We start from the raw sequence: 16,729 nt of genomic DNA on the forward strand, positions 1-16,729 counted from the left end.
CGTACACCCACGCGTCGCCGTACACCCACGCGTCGCCGTACACCCGCGCGTCGCCGTACACCCGCGCGTCGCCGTACACCAGCGCGTTGCCGTACACCCGCGCGTTGCCGTACACCCGCGCGTCGCCGTACACCCACGCGTCGCCGTACACCCGCGCGTCGCCGTACACCCGCGCGTCGCCGTACACCAGCGCGTTGCCGTACACCCGCGCGTTGTCGTACACCCGCGCGTTGCCGTACACCCACGCGTCGCCGTACACCCACGCGTCGCCGTACACCCGCGCGTCGCCGTACACCAGCGCGTTGCCGTACACCAGCGCGTCGCCGTACACCAGCGCGTCGCCGTACACCAGCGCGTTGCCGGACACCCGCGCGTTGTCGTACACCCGCGCGTTGCCGTACACCCACGCGTCGCCGTACACCCACGCGTCGCCGTACACCCGCGCGTCGCCGTACACCAGCGCGTTGCCGTACACCAGCGCGTCGCCGTACACCAGCGCGTCGCCGTACACCAGCGCGTTGCCGGACACCCGCGCGTTGCCGTACACCCACGCGTCGCCGTACACCCACGCGTCGCCGTACACCCACGCGTCGCCGTACACCCACGCGTCGCCGTACACCCGCGCGTCGCCGTACACCAGCGCGTTGTCGAATACCCACGCGTTGCCGGCATGCGCCAGATTGGAATCGGATTCGATATAGCCACCGAGATTGCCGGGTGCGACAAGTGATCCAATTGCAACGAGTGCACGAATACGCTTCAACGTGCGGCCGTCGATCGTGATAATGGTGTCGTCTTCAACGAATTCGTATTTACGAGTAGTCATGGTGGTCCTCGGTGTGGTATTGCGTTGATCAGTGCAAGTGATGCTCGTCATCGTTGATGTGCTTGAGGCCGAAATAGCACTCGACGGCGAGCCAGATAACCAGCGCGACGATTGCGCCAATGGCGATGAAAGCCATGTCAGTTCTCCCGGCGTCGAGCAATACCTTCTGCCGCACGAATCGCCGCGTCCTCGAACAGGTTGTCGAGCAGCCACAGGTAATACGCATGGTTCTCTTTGCTGTCGTGACGCGCGCGGTAGGCGTTCATCAGCTTTGTGAGTCGGGCATCATCGAATTCGCAGGCTTCGGCCAACACATCGCTGGCGTCCATGTCTTCGGTCACGCGATCGACTGCGGCATGAAATGCTTCGCTTTCGTCGTCCAGTGCTGCAAGCACACGACTGTCGCGAGCCTCTACCGCACCGGAGAGTTGAAGGGGGGTAAGCATGGCCCCGACCTCACGCCGACAGTTTTTCAATCGCGACAGCGAGACGCTCGCGAGCAACCGCGATCACGATCTTCGGATCGATACGGCCGAAATTGACGCGCTTTTTCGTTGCGGCGATGTAGCCCTCAAGAAGCGTGATCGCATTCGGCTGTGTCGCGAGATACCAAATGAAATCGACCTCGGCGGCGGTGGACCAGCCGATCGAATCCTTGTTGTCACTGCTCATGATTGCCTCACACTCTATTAATTTGAAATCCTAGATAATTTGTGGTTACGTCTACAGAGATATCGACTTGTGCTGCTGGTCGGCAATCATCATCGATATGAACTGCGTTTAACGGATAGCACTACGAATCAATGCAGTCCGGTCAACACAGTGGAAACTCTCAAGGGCGCGCACTCAGCAATCGATGAAGCTTGCAGGTAGGTTGATGGATGCGGAAGATTCCGCGCCGAATGCGCGCTCTTGAGGGAATGGTGGCTGGTTTCTCGCTGAGCCGACGCCATATATGGCATCAACTCAGCGCCGTCCGCCGTAAGTGGACTGAACTTGCACACCGTCCTTTACAGGCCACTTGGGCGTGGTGTGCTGCAAGGTCTCTCCCGGCTATACCGGCCCTTGCTGGCTTCTGGTAGCCCTGCTGCCGATCACTATCGGCAACCGTTTGACCCATCGCCGCGAAGGCGAGTCCCGTCACGTTCCGGATTTTTCATCGGGGATCGGGGTGCGCTTTTGCTTCTGCCGCGCGGTTCCAGGGGCAGGAGGCTATCGGCCTTTCGGCACTCGCCTCTGTTCATCCGCCAAGTTGTTAAGGAGCGATCCGCCCGGGCGGTGGCGCAGCGCGTTGTGGGCTGCGTTGGAGTGAAATATAGCAACGCTACATAGAAATCGCAATAGCAGAGCTATATTTTTCGTGGGGAAATTTGTAACAGGCAGGAAGATCGGGGGCATTGCGTAGGCGCAAAAAAACCCGCCGAAGCGGGTTGTGTGGCAAGGTCGGGACAACTATGGCAGGGATTTGACGCCGTGCGCGAGGCAATCTCCAAATTGGTACAGCGCCGTCAGAATGCCGTCCTCTCGCGCAGCGTTAGCGGATGTTAGACCGTCACCAGCATTGCCGTGAGATCCAGCCCCAGTCAGTTCGTACCATTTGATCGACTTTGCCGGTATAGCGTCTCGCACCTTGTTGGCAACGGCGGCGTTGGCCTCTCTCTCGCTCAACGATTTTCGGTCGTCCCGGCTAAGATTCGCCGAGGCGGCGAAATACGTAATCTCTGCCAAGTCACGGCATTCGTAATAGCTGCGGGCCGGAGTCTGATTATCGGAGCATGGGTAAGCCTCCCCAATCGCCTTGCGGACTAGCACCACTGCTGGCATGCCCTGGTACTCGCGATGCTGCGCGAGAAAGTTTTGAACCAGTGCGCGAAGGCGCGATGAGCCTACTCCGCTGGGCACACACATTGACCCTTGAGCGCTATCTCTGCGATCGACAGCGCTCTGAATTTTAGTCAACTGGTGAGCCACAGTGTTCTCGTCTATCACGCCAGCAATGAAGGCTGTGGCCGCTAGATGGAGGGCGCCATCGTCAGATGTTATCCAAGAATTGAGCGTGGTTGCCGTGATCCCTTCGGCGCTTGCGCAACCATAGGTGCAGCCGATAGCCACGGCCAGAAGTGTCCGGATTTTCATTTCGCTGTTAGCTTCCCCGTAGTGGTTGTTGTGCCGACTCGGTGAGGATAGACGACTGAAACATTTCCGGAAAGCGCTCGACCCCATCCGCTGACGCGCGCGGACGACCCCCCGCCCCAAATGAAACGCCCCGCGCGGGGCGGGGCGTCGGCTAATGAAGCGTAGGTTGTCTTGCGGCTTTGATGAGCGACGAGTAAAGCATGGCGCTCGCCATCGACCCAATAATTTGTTTTTCGGTCTCGGCTTTCATCAGATCATCGCGGTCGTCAATCACGACTCGAATCTTTGGGGATTCTCCAGGGGCGCTTAATACGTCCCCGAGTTTTCGCATTAGACCGCCTGTCGCTTGCGGGCTCGGGCTAAGCACGTCGACAAGCTCATCGCCCCACATGAACTGAAATACGTATTCGTGATTTGAGATACCTTTTACCTTTGGATTGCGAGTAATCGGCTGATCAGGTTTCAGAATACGCAAGTAGTGCTCAACCTCGTCCGCAAGGTTATTCACGGATTCCGGTATGCCAGTCCACGCTCGCTCCTGTTCGATCAGAGCGAGCATCCCGGTAATGTATGCGGCTACCGATGCGCTGGTGTTTTCGATCTGGCCGATAGCGCGTATCTCTCCATTTTCCTCGACGGTCATGCCATGCTGGGCCAACAGGCTCCGAATAGCCGATAGCCTCCGCCCATGGAACGGATCGATTCCGCTCGAACTCAGATGAAACAGCGTGTCACCGTTGTCGCTGATGAGCGAATGTGCACCTTGTTCGACTACGTAGAACGTGACCGCGCTGCCATCCGCGAAGCTAAAGGGGGTTCCGATCTCGAACGCGCGCTCACCGTTCACCGTTTTCACGGTGCGGCAGTCATAGGCGAGCCTCTTGTGCAGCCAGGCGCAGTCGATGGTCATGGTATGTAGATATTTCCGTCGAAGCTAATGTTCGATCTGCAGAATACCGCAAAAAACTCGTCGAGCGGGGTCTGGCAGGACAGCGCCACGTCGTCCAGAGGCAGCGTCGTGTCGCCGCGATGCTCGTGCGGGCCGTAAAGCGCTCCCGCCGGGCCGTTATGTGATCGCCGGTGCACCGGCTGGACTTCGATCTGGTGAACGCGCCACTTTGCGCCGTGACGGAGGACAAATACGGTTGCCGTCGTTCGACATGCATCGACAAGCAACGGAGCCTTTGTTTCCACCTCGATCGTCATGCCTGGAATCGTGGCGCCGAGCTCGTCTTCTGGGCGCACAATTGCCAGAAGGTAGCCGACATGATTCCGCCGAGGCGTCAGCGCAATGTCGCCGCGCAGGGCCTTCGTCATGGCAATTAGCGGTTCGGCTTCTGCACGTGAAAGGTCGGGCATACACTGTATCGTGCGATTGTTGTACGCGATCCCCGGCTCGCGATCAGCCTTATCGTAACCGCACCATGCAGAACGCGTCTGATGGCAGGTTGCGAATTATAGCAGGCGGTCCAATCCTGCTCCGATCGATCGTGTCGCAGTGTGCGCCCCTTCCAGCAATCCGATTGAAAGCCCCGCGTTTCCTTGGCAAACTACTGTACATGCATACAGTGTTTCATCACAAGAAAGAGCGGAGCGAGACATGGGCGCGGATGGCAAGGGGGCGGGGCTGCGGTGCAGGGTGGGGGATCTGGCGATCGTGACGAAGTGCGGGGTGCCGGAGCGGATCGGAATGATCGTTAGAGTGGTCGCGCCAGCGGGCGATGGCAAGCACGATTGGCTAACGAAGCTTCAAGGAGACGGCATCCATGCCAAGGATGTCCATACGGGTAGGTTCCGGATGTGCGTCGAGGCCTTGGTACTCGATTGCAATTTGACGCCGATTCGCGGCCTCAGTCGCCCATCTCAAACCGTCCGGGGGGATCGTCTCGGCGAAAAAGCTTGAGTGTTTGATGTAGCGCTTTGAAAACTTCCGGGCTCATGCCCTCGTTGCTCGCCTCGACGATGGCCGAAATGAGCGCGCGGCCTTCCGGGTGCAATCTCTTCGAATTCTCGGAAGCCACCTCTTGAGCGGCGGTTTCGACGATTTTTCTGTTTCCGACGAGTTCGGCCGCAGCCATGACATCAAGCGCTATCCGCGGACTGATTTCCTCAAGCCCACATCCGAATGCCTTTGCATAGGCGATGGCAGCGTCGCGCCCAATGGGGCGCTTCGCGGTGATGTGCTGGTAAACCATAGCATCGCCACCCGGCAGTGAATGTTCGACGGCGAATTCTTTTCGATTGATTCCTCGAAATCTATCGGCGAGGCGCTCGGCCTCTTCAGCGGGTGTCCAGATCTTCATGTAGCGATGCTATTTAAAATTTCATGGAGCATGGCTTGCTTTGTTGATGTAGCGCTGCTACATTTCGGCCATGGACATTCTCACCTACCTCTCGATCCGGAATACCTCCCAAGCTGATTTCGCTAAGGCGCTTGGCGTATCGCAAGGGCTTGTTTGTCAGTGGATCAAGAAGCGGAGGCCTGTTGCTGCCGATCGCTGCGTTTCCATTGAGCGAGTCACCGGTGGCGCAGTAGGCCGCCGCGACCTCCGCCCCGACGACTGGCAAGACATCTGGCCTGAACTAACAGAGCAGCAGGAGGTGGGGTGACCAAGAACACAATCGCATCGGTCACCCTGATCGGGGTGACGGCACTTGAGGGTGCCGCGTTCGTCGCATGGAAGGGGTTCGGCATCGATGCGGCGGGCAACGTCCTGATGTTCTGGCTGTCGTTCATATCGGTCATTGGCATTCTCTTGCTGGCCGCTCTCCCGCGGGACTTCGGGCCGCAGTCCGACGTGCCGAAGTCGGCGTTTCGCCGGAGCGTCGAATCGATTTCAACCATTGCGATGATCGCGGCGCTTGCGTGGTACGGACACTTTGTCATGGCTGGTTTCTATGTGCTGGGACAAGCCGAGTTTGTTTGGTATCGCAGCCGGCTTGATGCATGTCGAGAAAGGGAGGTGGCATGAAACCGCAGCTTGACGGTGACAAGCAGGTTGTCACGTGCCTAGGTTTTGACCGGAATGGGCGGCCGTGCCGTTTAGTAATTGGTCAGCCACTTCCCGATACCGCCGGACTCCCGCGTCCGGGAGGCCGCTTGCGAGAAAGATTGCGGTCTGCTGCTCGAAGTGCGGTGTCAGCATGGCGTGCAATTGCGCGTTCTGTTCGGGGGTAAGGACTTTGAAGAGTATGTCGAGCGTCGATAGCGCCGCCGCAGCCATCGCGAAATTTTTTGCGTCATGGTCGTCGGATGGCATGCCTGATCTTCTGGTTTCCATGGAGGTTCCTGTGTCGAGAGGGTCTTGCGATGTGAGCGCGGTCGAAGCTTCATCGTCTGTCACGCTGGTCGCGGCATTCGCATGGTTCGGACATTTCGTCACGGCGGCTGCCTTCGCAATTGGGCAGGTGCTCATCACCGCGTTTCGTGCGCAGTTCGATGCCTCCGGCAATCCGAAGGAGGGCGCGTGAACGTTTTGTTTTCAGTGCGGCGCACGCCGCCGGCGCTCCGCGCCCTCCATGGCGAATATCTGACGTGCGCGGGCGTCGACTTCCAGCCTGCGGGCAGCGCACCAGGCGGGGAAGGTTTTCGGATCGATGTTCACCTTGACGACGGCGAATCCTTGACGCTCGATCTCCTTGACGCGGTTAACCGCGCCGCGCTTCCACTCCTGGAAAGTTGGCTGCAACTGGCCTTTGAAGATGATGAGCAAGTCGTTGTAATCCGCTTCGTTAAACCACGCGACGCCGATCAGCGGCGGGGCGGTTGTTTTTTCAGTCATGGGAATCCCCTTGGTAGTGGTGTTGCTGGTTGTGGTGATCACGATTCTACGACTGAGCAGGATTCCCGCCCTAACGCCCACGGAAAGGAAGTCGCCTGAGAGTCTTCATTTTGCTCCCCGCGATTGATAACACCGGACAACCATTGATACGAAGTTTGCTCAATGAAGATCAAACCCTCTGAGAATCAACTGCTGCTGGACTTCGAACCGGGCCTTGTTGACCGATACCGAAATGTCCGCGAATGCGTTGCCCAAGGCGTCTATCAGCGCGGTCTTAAACGCGTGGCAATGGACTTGGATCAGGCGCCGGGCAATCTCAGCGCACAACTGGCCGATGACACGCAGCGGTATTTCTCGATTGATTCGTTCGAGCGGTACCTGGAAACGTCTGGTGATATGACGCCGCTTTATTACTTGTGCGAGAAATTCCTTGGGGATAAACGCGACGGCAAACGGGCGGCTATCGACCGCATACAAAGGCTTGCACCGGAGCTGATTGAGTTGCTCCAACGGGCAGGAGTAAAGGAGCGTTGAACATGAATGACCTCCCGAATCCCCTCACCCCGGCGGATTGTGACCTGCGCGGTTACACCTGGATGCCGCTGGATGTCGTGCGCATCATCGATAGCGATACCTTCGGCCTGTCGACCGGCGACGAATTCAAGACCGCGTTCCGACTCTGGGCGAAGTCGTGGCTGCAGGTTCCGGCCGCATCACTGCCCGATGATGACCGACTGCTCGCTCATCTGGCCGGCCTGTCCGAGAACATGCCAAAGTGGAAGAAGGTGCGCGCCATCGCGCTGCGTGGCTTCGTTAAGTGCAGCGACGGGCGCCTGTATCACCCGGTCATCGCCGAGAAAGCGATCGAGGCAATGGGTAAGCGTGAGGCTCGCGACGAGCGTGACGAGAACACGCAAACGCGACAGCAGCAGCACCGGGAGCGCCGAAAGGCCATGTTCGAACAACTTCGGCAGCACGGGATCGTCCCCGCATGGGATACGAAAACGGCCGAACTGGAACGCTTGATCGCGTCCCTTGGCAGTCCTCAATTTGTTACGCAAACCGTCACGCCTGAGACGAAAAACGTAACAGGAATCGTCACCGGTGACGTCACATGTGACGCACCCGCAACGGCTAATACAAGACAGGACATAACAGGACAGGACAGTAAACCCTTAGGTACTGTCATCGCTCCCGCTAAACCCGCGCGCGTCGCCGACGGCGATTTCCGCCCGAAGGATGCGGCCGAGTGGCTGCGACACCTGAGCGACCGTCATGGCTTCGAGGCTGACCCGACCAACGTCAACGACCGCAAGAAGCTCTGGCCCGTGTTCGCCGGATGGACGAACGCCGGGCTGACGGCAGCCTTCGTCGATGCGGCGATAGCCGTCGCGATTCGCGATGCGAAGGAGCCGATCGTCTGCCTGCCGCTGTACGTCGATCGCTGCATGGCCAACGCCAACGCGGCGCGCGCCTCTCCGCAGCCGAGCTGGAGCGACCAGAACGCCGAAACGATCGCAGCACTCACCGGAAGGAATCGAAGCCATGAACCAGATGACCGAACCGTCGACGTTTAAGCGCCCGGACTGGCCGCTCAACGCGCTCCCGCCGCACTGGGTCGAGGCGCTGTTCTCGAAGATGGCCGCGTTTTACGGCTCGCGCTTCGCGTCGATGTGGAACGGCGTGAACGTAGCCGAGGTGCAAAAGGCGTGGGCGATCGAGCTTGGCAAGCTGTCGCGCGACCAGCTCAAGGCGGGGAGCGACAACCTCACGGCGCTGCCGAAGCCGCCGACGCTGCCCGAGTTCGTGGCGCTCTGCCGGCAGGCGCGAAGTGAGCAGGCTGCGTCCGCCGCGCCGCGTCTTGCTTTCGGCTCGAAGGCTACCGAGGCGACTGTGCACGCAAATCTCGGCCAGATTCGGCCGTCGATCGACCGGATCATGCGACGCGAGCCGACTGCCGAATGGGCGTTCAAGCTCATCATGCGCGGCACATCGCGGTCTGGCTTGCCGCTCACGCCGGGCGTGACGAAGTGTGCGACGGATGCAATCACATCGCCAGCTGGAGGTCGAGTCGTCGACAACTGCATCGACCCGGAGTTGAAGCAACAATACGCCGAGATTCGGCAGACGGTCATCGACAACTATCGCATGCGCGGTCAACGGCTTTGGAGCGTCGCATGACCATCGCATCCACTACGCCCGCGCGCGACCTTGATGCTCGCGACGCTCAGCGCTATCGCTGGCTGCGCCAAACCTGCCACCGTGACGAGATCATCAACGAATTCGTCATCGGCACGCCCGAGGATCTTGATGCCGCCATCGACGAGAATCTTCCGCCCGAAAAACAGGAGGTCGCATGACGATCATCATCGGCTGCGATCCGGGCCTTACCGGCGCGCTCGCATTTCTCGACGCCGGTGGCGATCTGCTGTCGGTCGAAGACTTGCCGACGTGCCCGATTCAGACCGCTGGACCGAAGGCACGCGTCAAACGCAAGCTGGATGCGAAGGCATTGCGCGAAATCCTGCGTCGCGCAGTTCCGGCTGACGAGCGGGCAATTTTCGCGATGGAAGACATGCAGCTGCTCGGCGGCTCGTCCGTGCAAACGATGGGCGCTTTGGCGCATACGCGGGGCGTTCTGGAGGCCGTCGCGATCCTCTGCGACATGCACATGGAATACGTCACGCCGCAGCGCTGGAAGCGTTTCTATGGGCTCGGCGCGGATAAGGGGGAATGCCTCGACACGGCGCGCCGGCTCTATCCGCATGCATCGCTGAATCGGGCGAAGGATCACAACCGTGCGGAGAGTGTGTTGATCGCGCGATTTGCGCAGAGGAATCTCGTATGAACCTCGTTCAGCTCGCCGGCGCTCTTCCGCGCGACCCGCTGTTCCGCGAATGGGTCGGCGGCTTCATCAACGTCGATCCGGTCACGGTCGAGCAGGCCGCGCAATTCATCCGCGCCGTGTGCAAGGTCGAGTCGCGTCGCGAGCTGGCGACCGATCAGCATGCGATCGATCGATTCCACCACTTCCTGCGCCGGCCGTTTTGCGAATGGCGAGGTAGCCTATGACCCCTATCGAATTTGACTGGCGGGAGATTCTTTTCGACTTGCGCCGCCTCGGGCTGATGCCGACTCAGGTGTCGCGCGAACTGCGCGGGGCGATCAGCGAGCGCCAGCTACGGGACTACGCCGAACAGGTGAGCGCACCGTCACACTGGCGTGGCGAATTGATTCTCGATCTTTGGTGTCGGCGAACGGGCCGCGCGCGCGGTGATGCGCCGCGCCGCGCGTCGATGCTGCGAACCATGCCGAGCGCGCGCGAGGTGCAGGTATGAGTGGGCTGACCGCAAAGCAACAGCGATTCGTCGACGAGTACCTTGTCGACCTGAACGCGACGGCCGCCGCTCGGCGTGCTGGGTATAGCGTCAAAACGGCGGATCGTATTGGCCCTGAATTGCTTGGGAAAACTTGGGTGGCGGCTGCGATCGCGGCTGGCAAGGCCGAGCGCAGCGAACGGACCAAGATCGACGCGGCTTACGTTGTTCAGCGGCTTGTCGAAATCGATCAGATGGACGTGCTCGACATCCTGGCTGACGATATGGCTCTTAAACCGGTCAGTCAATGGCCGCGCGTGTGGCGGCAATACCTCAGCGGGTTCGATCTGGCTGAAATGTTCGATGGGAATGGCGAAGCGCGCGAGGTGATCGGCATCATGAAGAAAATCAAATGGCCCGACAAGGTGAAGAACTTGGAACTGCTCGGGCGGCACTTCAGCATCTTCAACGACAAGCTCGAACTGACGAAGCCACGTGTGAAGCTCAAGGACATGACGGGGCGCAAGCCGAAGGACGGTAGCAAATGAGCGAAATAGAATTCCACTACAAGCCGCAAGGTGACACGCTCGAGCAATATATCCTCTCGCGCGCGCCGCGTACCGTGATTCGCGGGCCGCTCGGCAGCGGCAAGACGAACGCGAGTTGCTGGAAGGGATTCCGGGCCATGTGCGAGCAAGCGCCGGATGCGGACGGCGTGCGCCGGACACGTGGCATTGCCGTGCGTAACACGTACCCTGATTTGCTGTCGACGACTGTTAAAGACTGGCTCGATATGTTCGAGGACTTGGGACGGTACGTAGGCGGTGGGATGGAACCGCCTACGCACTATCTCTCGTTCGATCTCGAAGACGGCACTACCGTCGAAGCCGAGGTGCTGTTCATTGCGTTCGACAGGCCCGAGCACGTTAAGAAAGCGCGCGGCTTGCAGGCAACATGGGTGTGGCTGAATGAGGTGAAAGAACTTGCAAAACCCGTCGTCGACATGCTCGACTTGCGCGTCGGACGTTACCCGAAAGACGTGCCGCCGACGTGGTACGGCGTGTTCGGCGACACAAATTCGCCTGATTCCGACCACTGGCTCTATCAGCTCGCGGAAGAGGACAAGCCCGACGGTTGGCGATTCCTTGCGCAGCCTGGCGGCGTTGTGCGCGACGGCGACCGATGGGTCGTGAACCCGAGGGCAGAGAACCTGCACAATCTGCCTGACGGGTATTACGAGCGCGGGTTGCAGGGCAAGAAATTCGACTGGATCAAGGTCAATCTGGCGAACGAATACGGGTTCGTGGTCGACGGCAAGCCAGTGCATCCCGACTACGCCGACTCGTTCCACTGCAAGCCGTTTGAGCTGATCCGTGGCGTGCCGATCGGTATCGGCATGGACTTCGGTTTGACGCCGGCCGCCGTGTTCGCGCAGCGCAGACCGATGGGTGGCTGGCGGATTCGCAGCGAACTGGTGGCCACCAGCATGGGCGCGAAAAAGTTCGCCGAGGAAATCAAGCGCCACGTCGCGACGCTCTATCCGGGCTTCGAGTTGCAGGCGATCAGCGGCGATCCGGCGGGCGACCAGCGCTCACAGGCGGACGACGAAGACACGCCGTTCAAAATACTGCGCGCGGCCGGCCTCGAAGCGAAGCCCGCGCCGACAAACGACACCGCGCTGCGCTACGGCGCCGTCGACGAGGCGCTAACCCGGATGATCGACGGCGAGCCCGGCCTGGTGATCCATCCGGATTGCCGTCAGCTACGTAAGGCACTGTCAGGCGGCTACTGCTTCCGCCGGATGGCTGTCGCTGGTGAGCGCTATGCCGACAAGGCCGAAAAGAACATGTACTCGCACGTCGCCGAGGCGCTGCAGTACCTGCTAGTCGGCGCAGGCGAACACAAGCATCTCGTGAAGCCGGTGCGGTCGCGTGCTGCGGGCCCGCGCCCGACGCGCGCGATTACCGATTAAAAGACGGGGGATTCCCCGTCCGTATCCGCATAGCCTCTCCAGTAACTTTCCGGAGAGGCTATGAAATTTCTCGGACTCAGCCCCGATATTCCGGCGGCACCGCCCGTCCCTGACACGACCCAGCCAACGACCGATACGTCGGCCGCTGCCGACGACGCAACTGCGCGCCTACGTAAGCGCCGTGGCACGGCGGCAACCATTCTTGCGGGGGATTCCGCGACCGTTGGCGCGTCGTCGGTGAGCGCCCCCGCCGCCACTTCCGCTGCCGGTAAGGCAATTCTGGGCCAGTGACGTGACAAACGACGACGCAAAGATTATCGACGCGCTGCGCGCGGATCATGGGCGCTTGAAGCAGAAGCGCCAGTCGTATGAGGCTGTCTGGAACGACGTCATCGATTATCTGATGCCGCGACTGGATAAGTTCGGGCAACAGCCGCGTGAGGCGAACGATCGTGGCCGTGAGCGTTCACAGAAGATTTTCGATTCGACCGCGCCGCTCGCACTGCGCAATTTCGTCGCGGCGATGGACTCGATGATCACGCCAGCGACGCAGTTTTGGCATCGGCTCGCGACTAGCTCGGAAGCGCTTAATCAGCAGCCGAACATCAAGGGCTACGTGCAATCGGTCGTCAACATGCTGTTTGCCGCGCGTTATCGCTGGCAAGGCGGGTTTGTGACGCAGATCGGCGCGACATACCAAAGCATCGGCCTGTTCGGCCCCGGTGCGCTGATGATCGAGCACGACGTCGGGCACGGCATCGTTTATCGGAATCTTCCGCTTGGCCAGCTATGGTTCGCCGAAAACAACGCGGGCCTGATCGACAAGACGCATGTCGCGTGGCGGCTCACGGTTCGGCAGGCGGCACAGCGCTTCGGGCGTAATAATTTGTCGCCGTCGATGCAACTCGTACTCGAACGCGACCCCGAGAAGGAATTCGACTTCCTTCACGTCGTCGAGCCGCGTGCCGACCGTGATCCGCGCAAGCTCGATGGCCGCAACATGAAATTCGCGTCGTACTGGCTCGACGAAGGCCGTGAGCGGATCGTGCAACAGAGCGGTTTTCGCACGTTCCCGATCGCGGTCGGGCGTTTTTACGTTGGCACCGCTGACGTGTATGGGGGCAGTCCGGCTTACGACGCGATCCCCGACATCCGCATGGCAAACGAGCAGGCCCGCACGAATATTCGTGGTGCGCAAAAGCTGGTCGATCCGCCGATGCTGCTGTCGGAGGACGGCGTACTCGAAGGCTTCGATTTGCGTTCAGGCTCGTTGAATTGGGGTGGTTTGGACGACCGAGGCAACGAGCTTGCGAAGCCGTTGAATCTCGGCAAGCAGGCACAGATCGGCATCGAGTTCGCGAACCAGACGCGCGAAACGATTAATCAATGGTTCTACGTCACGCTGTTCCAAATTCTTGTAGACAGTGGTGACATGACCGCAACCGAAGTGCTGCAGCGCGCCCAGGAGAAGGGTGTCTTGCTCGCGCCGACCCTCGGCCGCACGCAGGCCGAGTTGCTCGGACCGATGATTGAGCGCGAGATCGACATCTTGTCGGAAGCCGGTCAGTTCCCGCCAATGCCCTCCGAATTGCGAGACGCTGGCGCGGACGTTGATATCGAATACGACAGCCCGCTCAACAAGGCGATGCGCGCAGGTGAGGGCGCGTCGATTCTGCAATGGTTGCAACAGCTTGGCGTCGTTGCGCAGTTCGATCCGGGCGCGGCGAAGCTGGTCAATGGTCAGCGAATCGGCAAGCTACTGGCCGACTACGGTGGTGTGCCGGTCGAAGCGATGAACACCGACGACGAGTTGCAGGCGAGCGCCGAGCAGGAGGCGCAAGCGCAGCAGATGCAGACGCTACTCGCGGCGGCGCCGGTTGCTGCCGGCGCGGCGAAAGACCTTGCCAATGCACAAGTCGCGGCGCAGACATCGAGAGTTTGACGCATGAGCCGTTTTCTTCATTTCTGGAACCGCCGCGCGCATTACCGGCATTGCTTCTGCGACGAACGCGGAATATTGACGCTCGCTGGCGAGCGCGTGCTCGCCGATCTGGCTGTGTTCTGCCGTGCCGACCGCTCGACCGTCATCACGTCACCGCTGCAGCGCACGGTCGATCCGTTCGCGACGATGGTCGCCGAGGGACGCCGGGAAGTATTCGTGCGCATCCTGCAAATCCTCGGCATGTCCGACGCGCAACTCAATTCCTTGAAGAACGAGGCTGACGAATGATCCCGATGAAGCTCACGTCCGTCGAGGTGAAATTCTACAGCAGCACCACTGGCTCGACGATGTAACAGGAGGTTAGCGTGTCTATTTTTCGCAAGCGATTTGCATTCTTTGAAGGTGAGAGCGGTGACGGCGGTGCGCCGGCGGGCGGTGCGGACGCAGCAGCGCCGGCTGGTGACGGTGGAACGCCTGAGGGCGCTAGCGCGAAGCCGATAACAAATACGGGGGATTCCCCGGTTGCATGGCTTCAAGCTATCGAGGACGCGGATTTGCGCACTTACGCCGAAGGTAAGGGGTTCAAGTCCGCAGGTGAGGCGTGTGCCGCGTTGCGTGATGTCGAGTCGAAATACGCTGCGCCCGAGAAACCGGAAGGGTACGAACTCGGCGATGGCGACTTCGCGAAGACGGCCGCGACGTGGTTTCATGAAAACGGCGTGCCTGCCGCCACGGCAAAGGCGCTCGCCGGTAAGTGGGATGCCTACGTGCAGGAGCAGAACACGGCGGCCGAGACGGCGAGGCAGCAGGCCGGCGAGCGTGAGTTGGCTGCGCTCAAAACGGAATGGGGTGGCGACTACGACAAAAACATTGAACTCGGCCGGCAGGCGATGCGCAAGTTCGGAATTTCGGGCGAGGTCATCGACAGGCTGTCGAGCACGACGGGCGACGCGCAGACGATCAAGGTGTTTTCGCAGATCGGCGCGGCGTTGAGCGAAGGCGTACTTAATCCGGGTGGCGACGGCGGTGGCAGCGGCGCGGCGCTTACTCCTGAACAACGCGCTGCGAAGTTCTACAGCAATACGAAACAGTAAGGAGCAGATATGGTCACTCTCGCAACGAGCAACCCGACCTTGGCGGATATCGCTAAGGGACTCGATCCCGACGGCACCATCGCGCAGACCGTCGAAATCCTTGATCAGACGAACGAAATCCTGGCGGATGCGACGTTCATCGAAGGCAATCTGCCGACAGGCCATCGCACGACGATTCGCTCGGGCTTACCAGCGCCGACCTGGCGCAAGCTGTATGGCGGTGTGCAGCCGACGAAGGCCACCAAGGTGCAGGTGACGGATAACTGCGGCATGCTCGAAGATTATGCCGAAGTCGACAAGGCCGCCGCCGATCTCAACGGCAATGCGATGGCGTTCCGGCTATCCGAGGACCACGCGCATATCGAGGGCATCAACCAAGAAGCTGCGCAGACCCTGATCTACGGCAACGAAGGTACGGCACCGGCTGAGTTTACCGGCCTTGCGCCACGCTACAACTCGCTGACGGCACAGAACGCCGACAACATCATCGACGCGGGTGGGACGGGCAGCGACAACACGTCGATCTGGCTTGTCGTGTGGAGCCCGGCTACTGCGCACATGATCACGCCGAAGGGCTCGAAAACCGGGTTGACCGTGACTGACAAAGGGCAAGTGACTGTCGAAAACGCCGATGGCGTCGGCGGGCGCATGGAAGCCTACCGCACCCACTATAAATGGGACCTCGGTTTCACGGTTCGGGACTGGCGCTATGTCGCGCGCGTTTGCAATATCGACGTGGCTAACCTCGGCACGATCGCGAACACGAAGAATCTGATCACCTGGATGATCGAGGCGTCGGAACGAATTCCACAGTTTGGCATGGGACGCGCCGCGTGGTATGTGAACCGCAACATTCGAGAAAAGCTGCGGCTCGGCATCCTCGAAAAGATTGCGAACAACCTCACCTGGGAAACGGTCGCGGGCAAGCGCGTGATGATGTTCGATGACATTCCGGTGCGGCGCACGGACGCGATTCTGAGCACCGAGCAGCGCGTCGTCTAACGTGTGGGGCGGTGATGTGCCGCCCCATTCTTGATCTGTTTCTCGGAAGGAAAAATCATGTATATCGACTCTCTTCTCGAATTTTCCAGCGCACAGGCACTGACCGCGAGCGCGCCGTCGCAGAAAGTTATTGACCTCGGCACCGATCGCGACATCGGGCCGGGCCGGGCGCTTTGGGTTGTTGTCGCTATCGCGGCGGATGCGGTGGCGACCGGCACGTATCAGATCGATCTTGAAACCGACGATAACGCTGAGTTCGCGTCACCCGAGAAGATCGCATCGGTCACGCCCAATCCGGCCACGTTGAAGGCCGGCAGTCGGCTTGTACTCGGCATGCCGTTTGAGAACGAACGCTACTTGCGCCTGAACTACACCCTTGGCGGCACATCGCCGAGCGCAACGCTTAACGCGTTCCTGACGGATCAAGACCCGGCATCGTGGCAGGCATACCCGGACGGTATTGCGTAAACCTGGGGCTAACCAATTTCACTTGCGGGGTAAGGTATGCCGAAGGTTAGGGCAATCAAGACGGGATTCTTCGGCGGCGCACGCCGCTATCCCGGCGATGTATTCGAGGTGCCAAAGGGCATCAAGGCAAAGTGGTTCGTGCCGGCAGACGGTGAGGCGGCGACCGGCCCAAAAGCGCGTGGGCAGTTCG

Annotated in this window: 26 protein-coding genes; 17 read left to right on the forward strand and 9 right to left on the reverse strand. The window is 60.2% G+C overall.

Translation table 11 applies throughout. The annotated features are described in order from the left end of the window. The 7 genes from BSIN_RS14560 to BSIN_RS14590 form a co-directional block, all read right to left on the reverse strand. Positions 1–826 (reverse strand): hypothetical protein (locus BSIN_RS14560; RefSeq protein ID WP_143757450.1); only part of this gene is annotated, 826 nt, incomplete at its 3' end. A 137-nt stretch (positions 827–963) separates the two neighbouring features. Then, positions 964–1,272 carry a hypothetical protein gene (locus tag BSIN_RS14565; RefSeq protein ID WP_256583814.1) on the reverse strand — a complete coding sequence of 103 codons (309 nt, stop codon included), beginning with the start codon at positions 1,270–1,272 and terminating at the stop codon, positions 964–966. 10 nt (positions 1,273–1,282) lie between these two features. Beyond that, positions 1,283–1,498, reverse strand: coding sequence for a hypothetical protein (locus BSIN_RS14570; protein ID WP_089341029.1), 216 nt, complete (start codon positions 1,496–1,498; stop codon positions 1,283–1,285). Positions 1,499–2,278: 780 nt separating this feature from the next. After that, positions 2,279–3,049: a Rap1a/Tai family immunity protein gene (locus tag BSIN_RS26790; RefSeq protein ID WP_089341030.1), complete on the reverse strand. Its 771-nt coding sequence runs from the start codon at positions 3,047–3,049 to the stop codon at positions 2,279–2,281. A gap of 64 nt (positions 3,050–3,113) precedes the next feature. Further along, the gene (locus BSIN_RS14580) at positions 3,114–3,872 is read right to left on the reverse strand and encodes a DUF1828 domain-containing protein (RefSeq protein WP_089341031.1); all 759 of its coding nucleotides are present in this window, start codon (positions 3,870–3,872) and stop codon (positions 3,114–3,116) included. Next, positions 3,869–4,321 (reverse strand): hypothetical protein, encoded by a 453-nt coding sequence (locus tag BSIN_RS14585; RefSeq protein WP_089341032.1) that lies wholly within the window; start codon positions 4,319–4,321, stop codon positions 3,869–3,871. The genes BSIN_RS14580 and BSIN_RS14585 overlap by 4 nt, the downstream gene beginning before the upstream one ends. Positions 4,322–4,812: 491 nt before the next feature. Further along, a complete protein-coding gene (locus BSIN_RS14590) occupies positions 4,813–5,265 on the reverse strand; it encodes a hypothetical protein (protein ID WP_089341033.1) in 453 nt (150 codons plus the stop codon). A 70-nt stretch (positions 5,266–5,335) separates the two neighbouring features. Here BSIN_RS14590 and BSIN_RS14595 point away from each other — a divergent pair, with 70 nt between their 5' ends. Both BSIN_RS14595 and BSIN_RS14600 read left to right on the forward strand, forming a co-directional pair. Further along, complete coding sequence (locus BSIN_RS14595; RefSeq protein ID WP_089341034.1) at positions 5,336–5,572, forward strand: transcriptional regulator; 237 nt, start codon at positions 5,336–5,338, stop codon at positions 5,570–5,572. Continuing rightward, positions 5,569–5,934 carry a hypothetical protein gene (locus BSIN_RS14600; RefSeq protein WP_089341035.1) on the forward strand — a complete coding sequence of 122 codons (366 nt, stop codon included), beginning with the start codon at positions 5,569–5,571 and terminating at the stop codon, positions 5,932–5,934. The genes BSIN_RS14595 and BSIN_RS14600 overlap by 4 nt, the downstream gene beginning before the upstream one ends. A 30-nt stretch (positions 5,935–5,964) precedes the next feature. On the opposite strand, the gene BSIN_RS14605 is transcribed toward BSIN_RS14600, so the two are convergent. After that, positions 5,965–6,243, reverse strand: a complete 279-nt coding sequence (locus tag BSIN_RS14605; RefSeq protein ID WP_143757451.1) for a hypothetical protein — start codon at positions 6,241–6,243, stop codon at positions 5,965–5,967. Positions 6,244–6,253: 10 nt separating this feature from the next. Here BSIN_RS14605 and BSIN_RS25405 point away from each other — a divergent pair, with 10 nt between their 5' ends. Next, positions 6,254–6,433 carry a hypothetical protein gene (locus BSIN_RS25405; protein WP_143757452.1) on the forward strand — a complete coding sequence of 60 codons (180 nt, stop codon included), beginning with the start codon at positions 6,254–6,256 and terminating at the stop codon, positions 6,431–6,433. 11 nt (positions 6,434–6,444) lie between these two features. On the opposite strand, the gene BSIN_RS14610 is transcribed toward BSIN_RS25405, so the two are convergent. Beyond that, positions 6,445–6,744, reverse strand: coding sequence for a hypothetical protein (locus tag BSIN_RS14610; protein WP_143757453.1), 300 nt, complete (start codon positions 6,742–6,744; stop codon positions 6,445–6,447). 162 nt (positions 6,745–6,906) lie between these two features. Between BSIN_RS14610 and BSIN_RS14615 the strand changes: the two genes are divergently transcribed. From BSIN_RS14615 to BSIN_RS14685, 14 genes are all read left to right on the forward strand, one after another. Next, complete coding sequence (locus tag BSIN_RS14615; protein ID WP_256583815.1) at positions 6,907–7,278, forward strand: hypothetical protein; 372 nt, start codon at positions 6,907–6,909, stop codon at positions 7,276–7,278. Positions 7,279–7,280: 2 nt separating this feature from the next. Beyond that, positions 7,281–8,321: a DUF1376 domain-containing protein gene (locus BSIN_RS14620; RefSeq protein WP_143757454.1), complete on the forward strand. Its 1,041-nt coding sequence runs from the start codon at positions 7,281–7,283 to the stop codon at positions 8,319–8,321. After that, positions 8,290–8,925: a hypothetical protein gene (locus BSIN_RS14625; protein WP_089341039.1), complete on the forward strand. Its 636-nt coding sequence runs from the start codon at positions 8,290–8,292 to the stop codon at positions 8,923–8,925. Before BSIN_RS14620 ends, BSIN_RS14625 begins: the two co-directional genes overlap by 32 nt. Then, entirely contained in the window at positions 8,922–9,104 is a 183-nt protein-coding gene (locus BSIN_RS14630) for a hypothetical protein (RefSeq protein WP_089341040.1), read from the forward strand. Before BSIN_RS14625 ends, BSIN_RS14630 begins: the two co-directional genes overlap by 4 nt. Further along, positions 9,101–9,592 (forward strand): RuvC family protein, encoded by a 492-nt coding sequence (locus BSIN_RS14635; RefSeq protein WP_089341041.1) that lies wholly within the window; start codon positions 9,101–9,103, stop codon positions 9,590–9,592. Before BSIN_RS14630 ends, BSIN_RS14635 begins: the two co-directional genes overlap by 4 nt. Further along, on the forward strand, positions 9,589–9,816 hold the full coding sequence (locus tag BSIN_RS14640) for a hypothetical protein (RefSeq protein ID WP_089341042.1): 228 nt from the start codon (positions 9,589–9,591) through the stop codon (positions 9,814–9,816). The genes BSIN_RS14635 and BSIN_RS14640 overlap by 4 nt, the downstream gene beginning before the upstream one ends. Then, positions 9,813–10,082 (forward strand): hypothetical protein, encoded by a 270-nt coding sequence (locus BSIN_RS14645; protein ID WP_089341043.1) that lies wholly within the window; start codon positions 9,813–9,815, stop codon positions 10,080–10,082. The genes BSIN_RS14640 and BSIN_RS14645 overlap by 4 nt, the downstream gene beginning before the upstream one ends. Then, positions 10,079–10,609, forward strand: a complete 531-nt coding sequence (locus tag BSIN_RS14650) for a terminase small subunit (RefSeq protein WP_089341044.1) — start codon at positions 10,079–10,081, stop codon at positions 10,607–10,609. Before BSIN_RS14645 ends, BSIN_RS14650 begins: the two co-directional genes overlap by 4 nt. Further along, positions 10,606–12,033 carry a TerL gene (locus tag BSIN_RS14655; RefSeq protein WP_089341045.1) on the forward strand — a complete coding sequence of 476 codons (1,428 nt, stop codon included), beginning with the start codon at positions 10,606–10,608 and terminating at the stop codon, positions 12,031–12,033. Before BSIN_RS14650 ends, BSIN_RS14655 begins: the two co-directional genes overlap by 4 nt. A gap of 292 nt (positions 12,034–12,325) precedes the next feature. Next, entirely contained in the window at positions 12,326–13,975 is a 1,650-nt protein-coding gene (locus BSIN_RS14665; protein ID WP_089341047.1) for a portal protein, read from the forward strand. Between the two features lie 3 nt (positions 13,976–13,978). Continuing rightward, positions 13,979–14,263, forward strand: a complete 285-nt coding sequence (locus BSIN_RS14670) for a Bbp19 family protein (protein ID WP_089341048.1) — start codon at positions 13,979–13,981, stop codon at positions 14,261–14,263. Positions 14,264–14,340: 77 nt separating this feature from the next. Beyond that, entirely contained in the window at positions 14,341–15,069 is a 729-nt protein-coding gene (locus tag BSIN_RS14675; RefSeq protein ID WP_256583816.1) for a hypothetical protein, read from the forward strand. A 9-nt stretch (positions 15,070–15,078) separates the two neighbouring features. Continuing rightward, entirely contained in the window at positions 15,079–16,071 is a 993-nt protein-coding gene (locus BSIN_RS14680; RefSeq protein ID WP_089341049.1) for a major capsid protein, read from the forward strand. 57 nt (positions 16,072–16,128) lie between these two features. Beyond that, the gene (locus BSIN_RS14685; RefSeq protein WP_089341050.1) at positions 16,129–16,539 is read left to right on the forward strand and encodes a Bbp16 family capsid cement protein; all 411 of its coding nucleotides are present in this window, start codon (positions 16,129–16,131) and stop codon (positions 16,537–16,539) included. Positions 16,540–16,729: the final 190 nt, after the last annotated feature.

Origin of the sequence: Burkholderia singularis (assembly GCF_900176645.1) — a bacterium.
GTDB lineage: Bacteria > Pseudomonadota > Gammaproteobacteria > Burkholderiales > Burkholderiaceae > Burkholderia > Burkholderia singularis.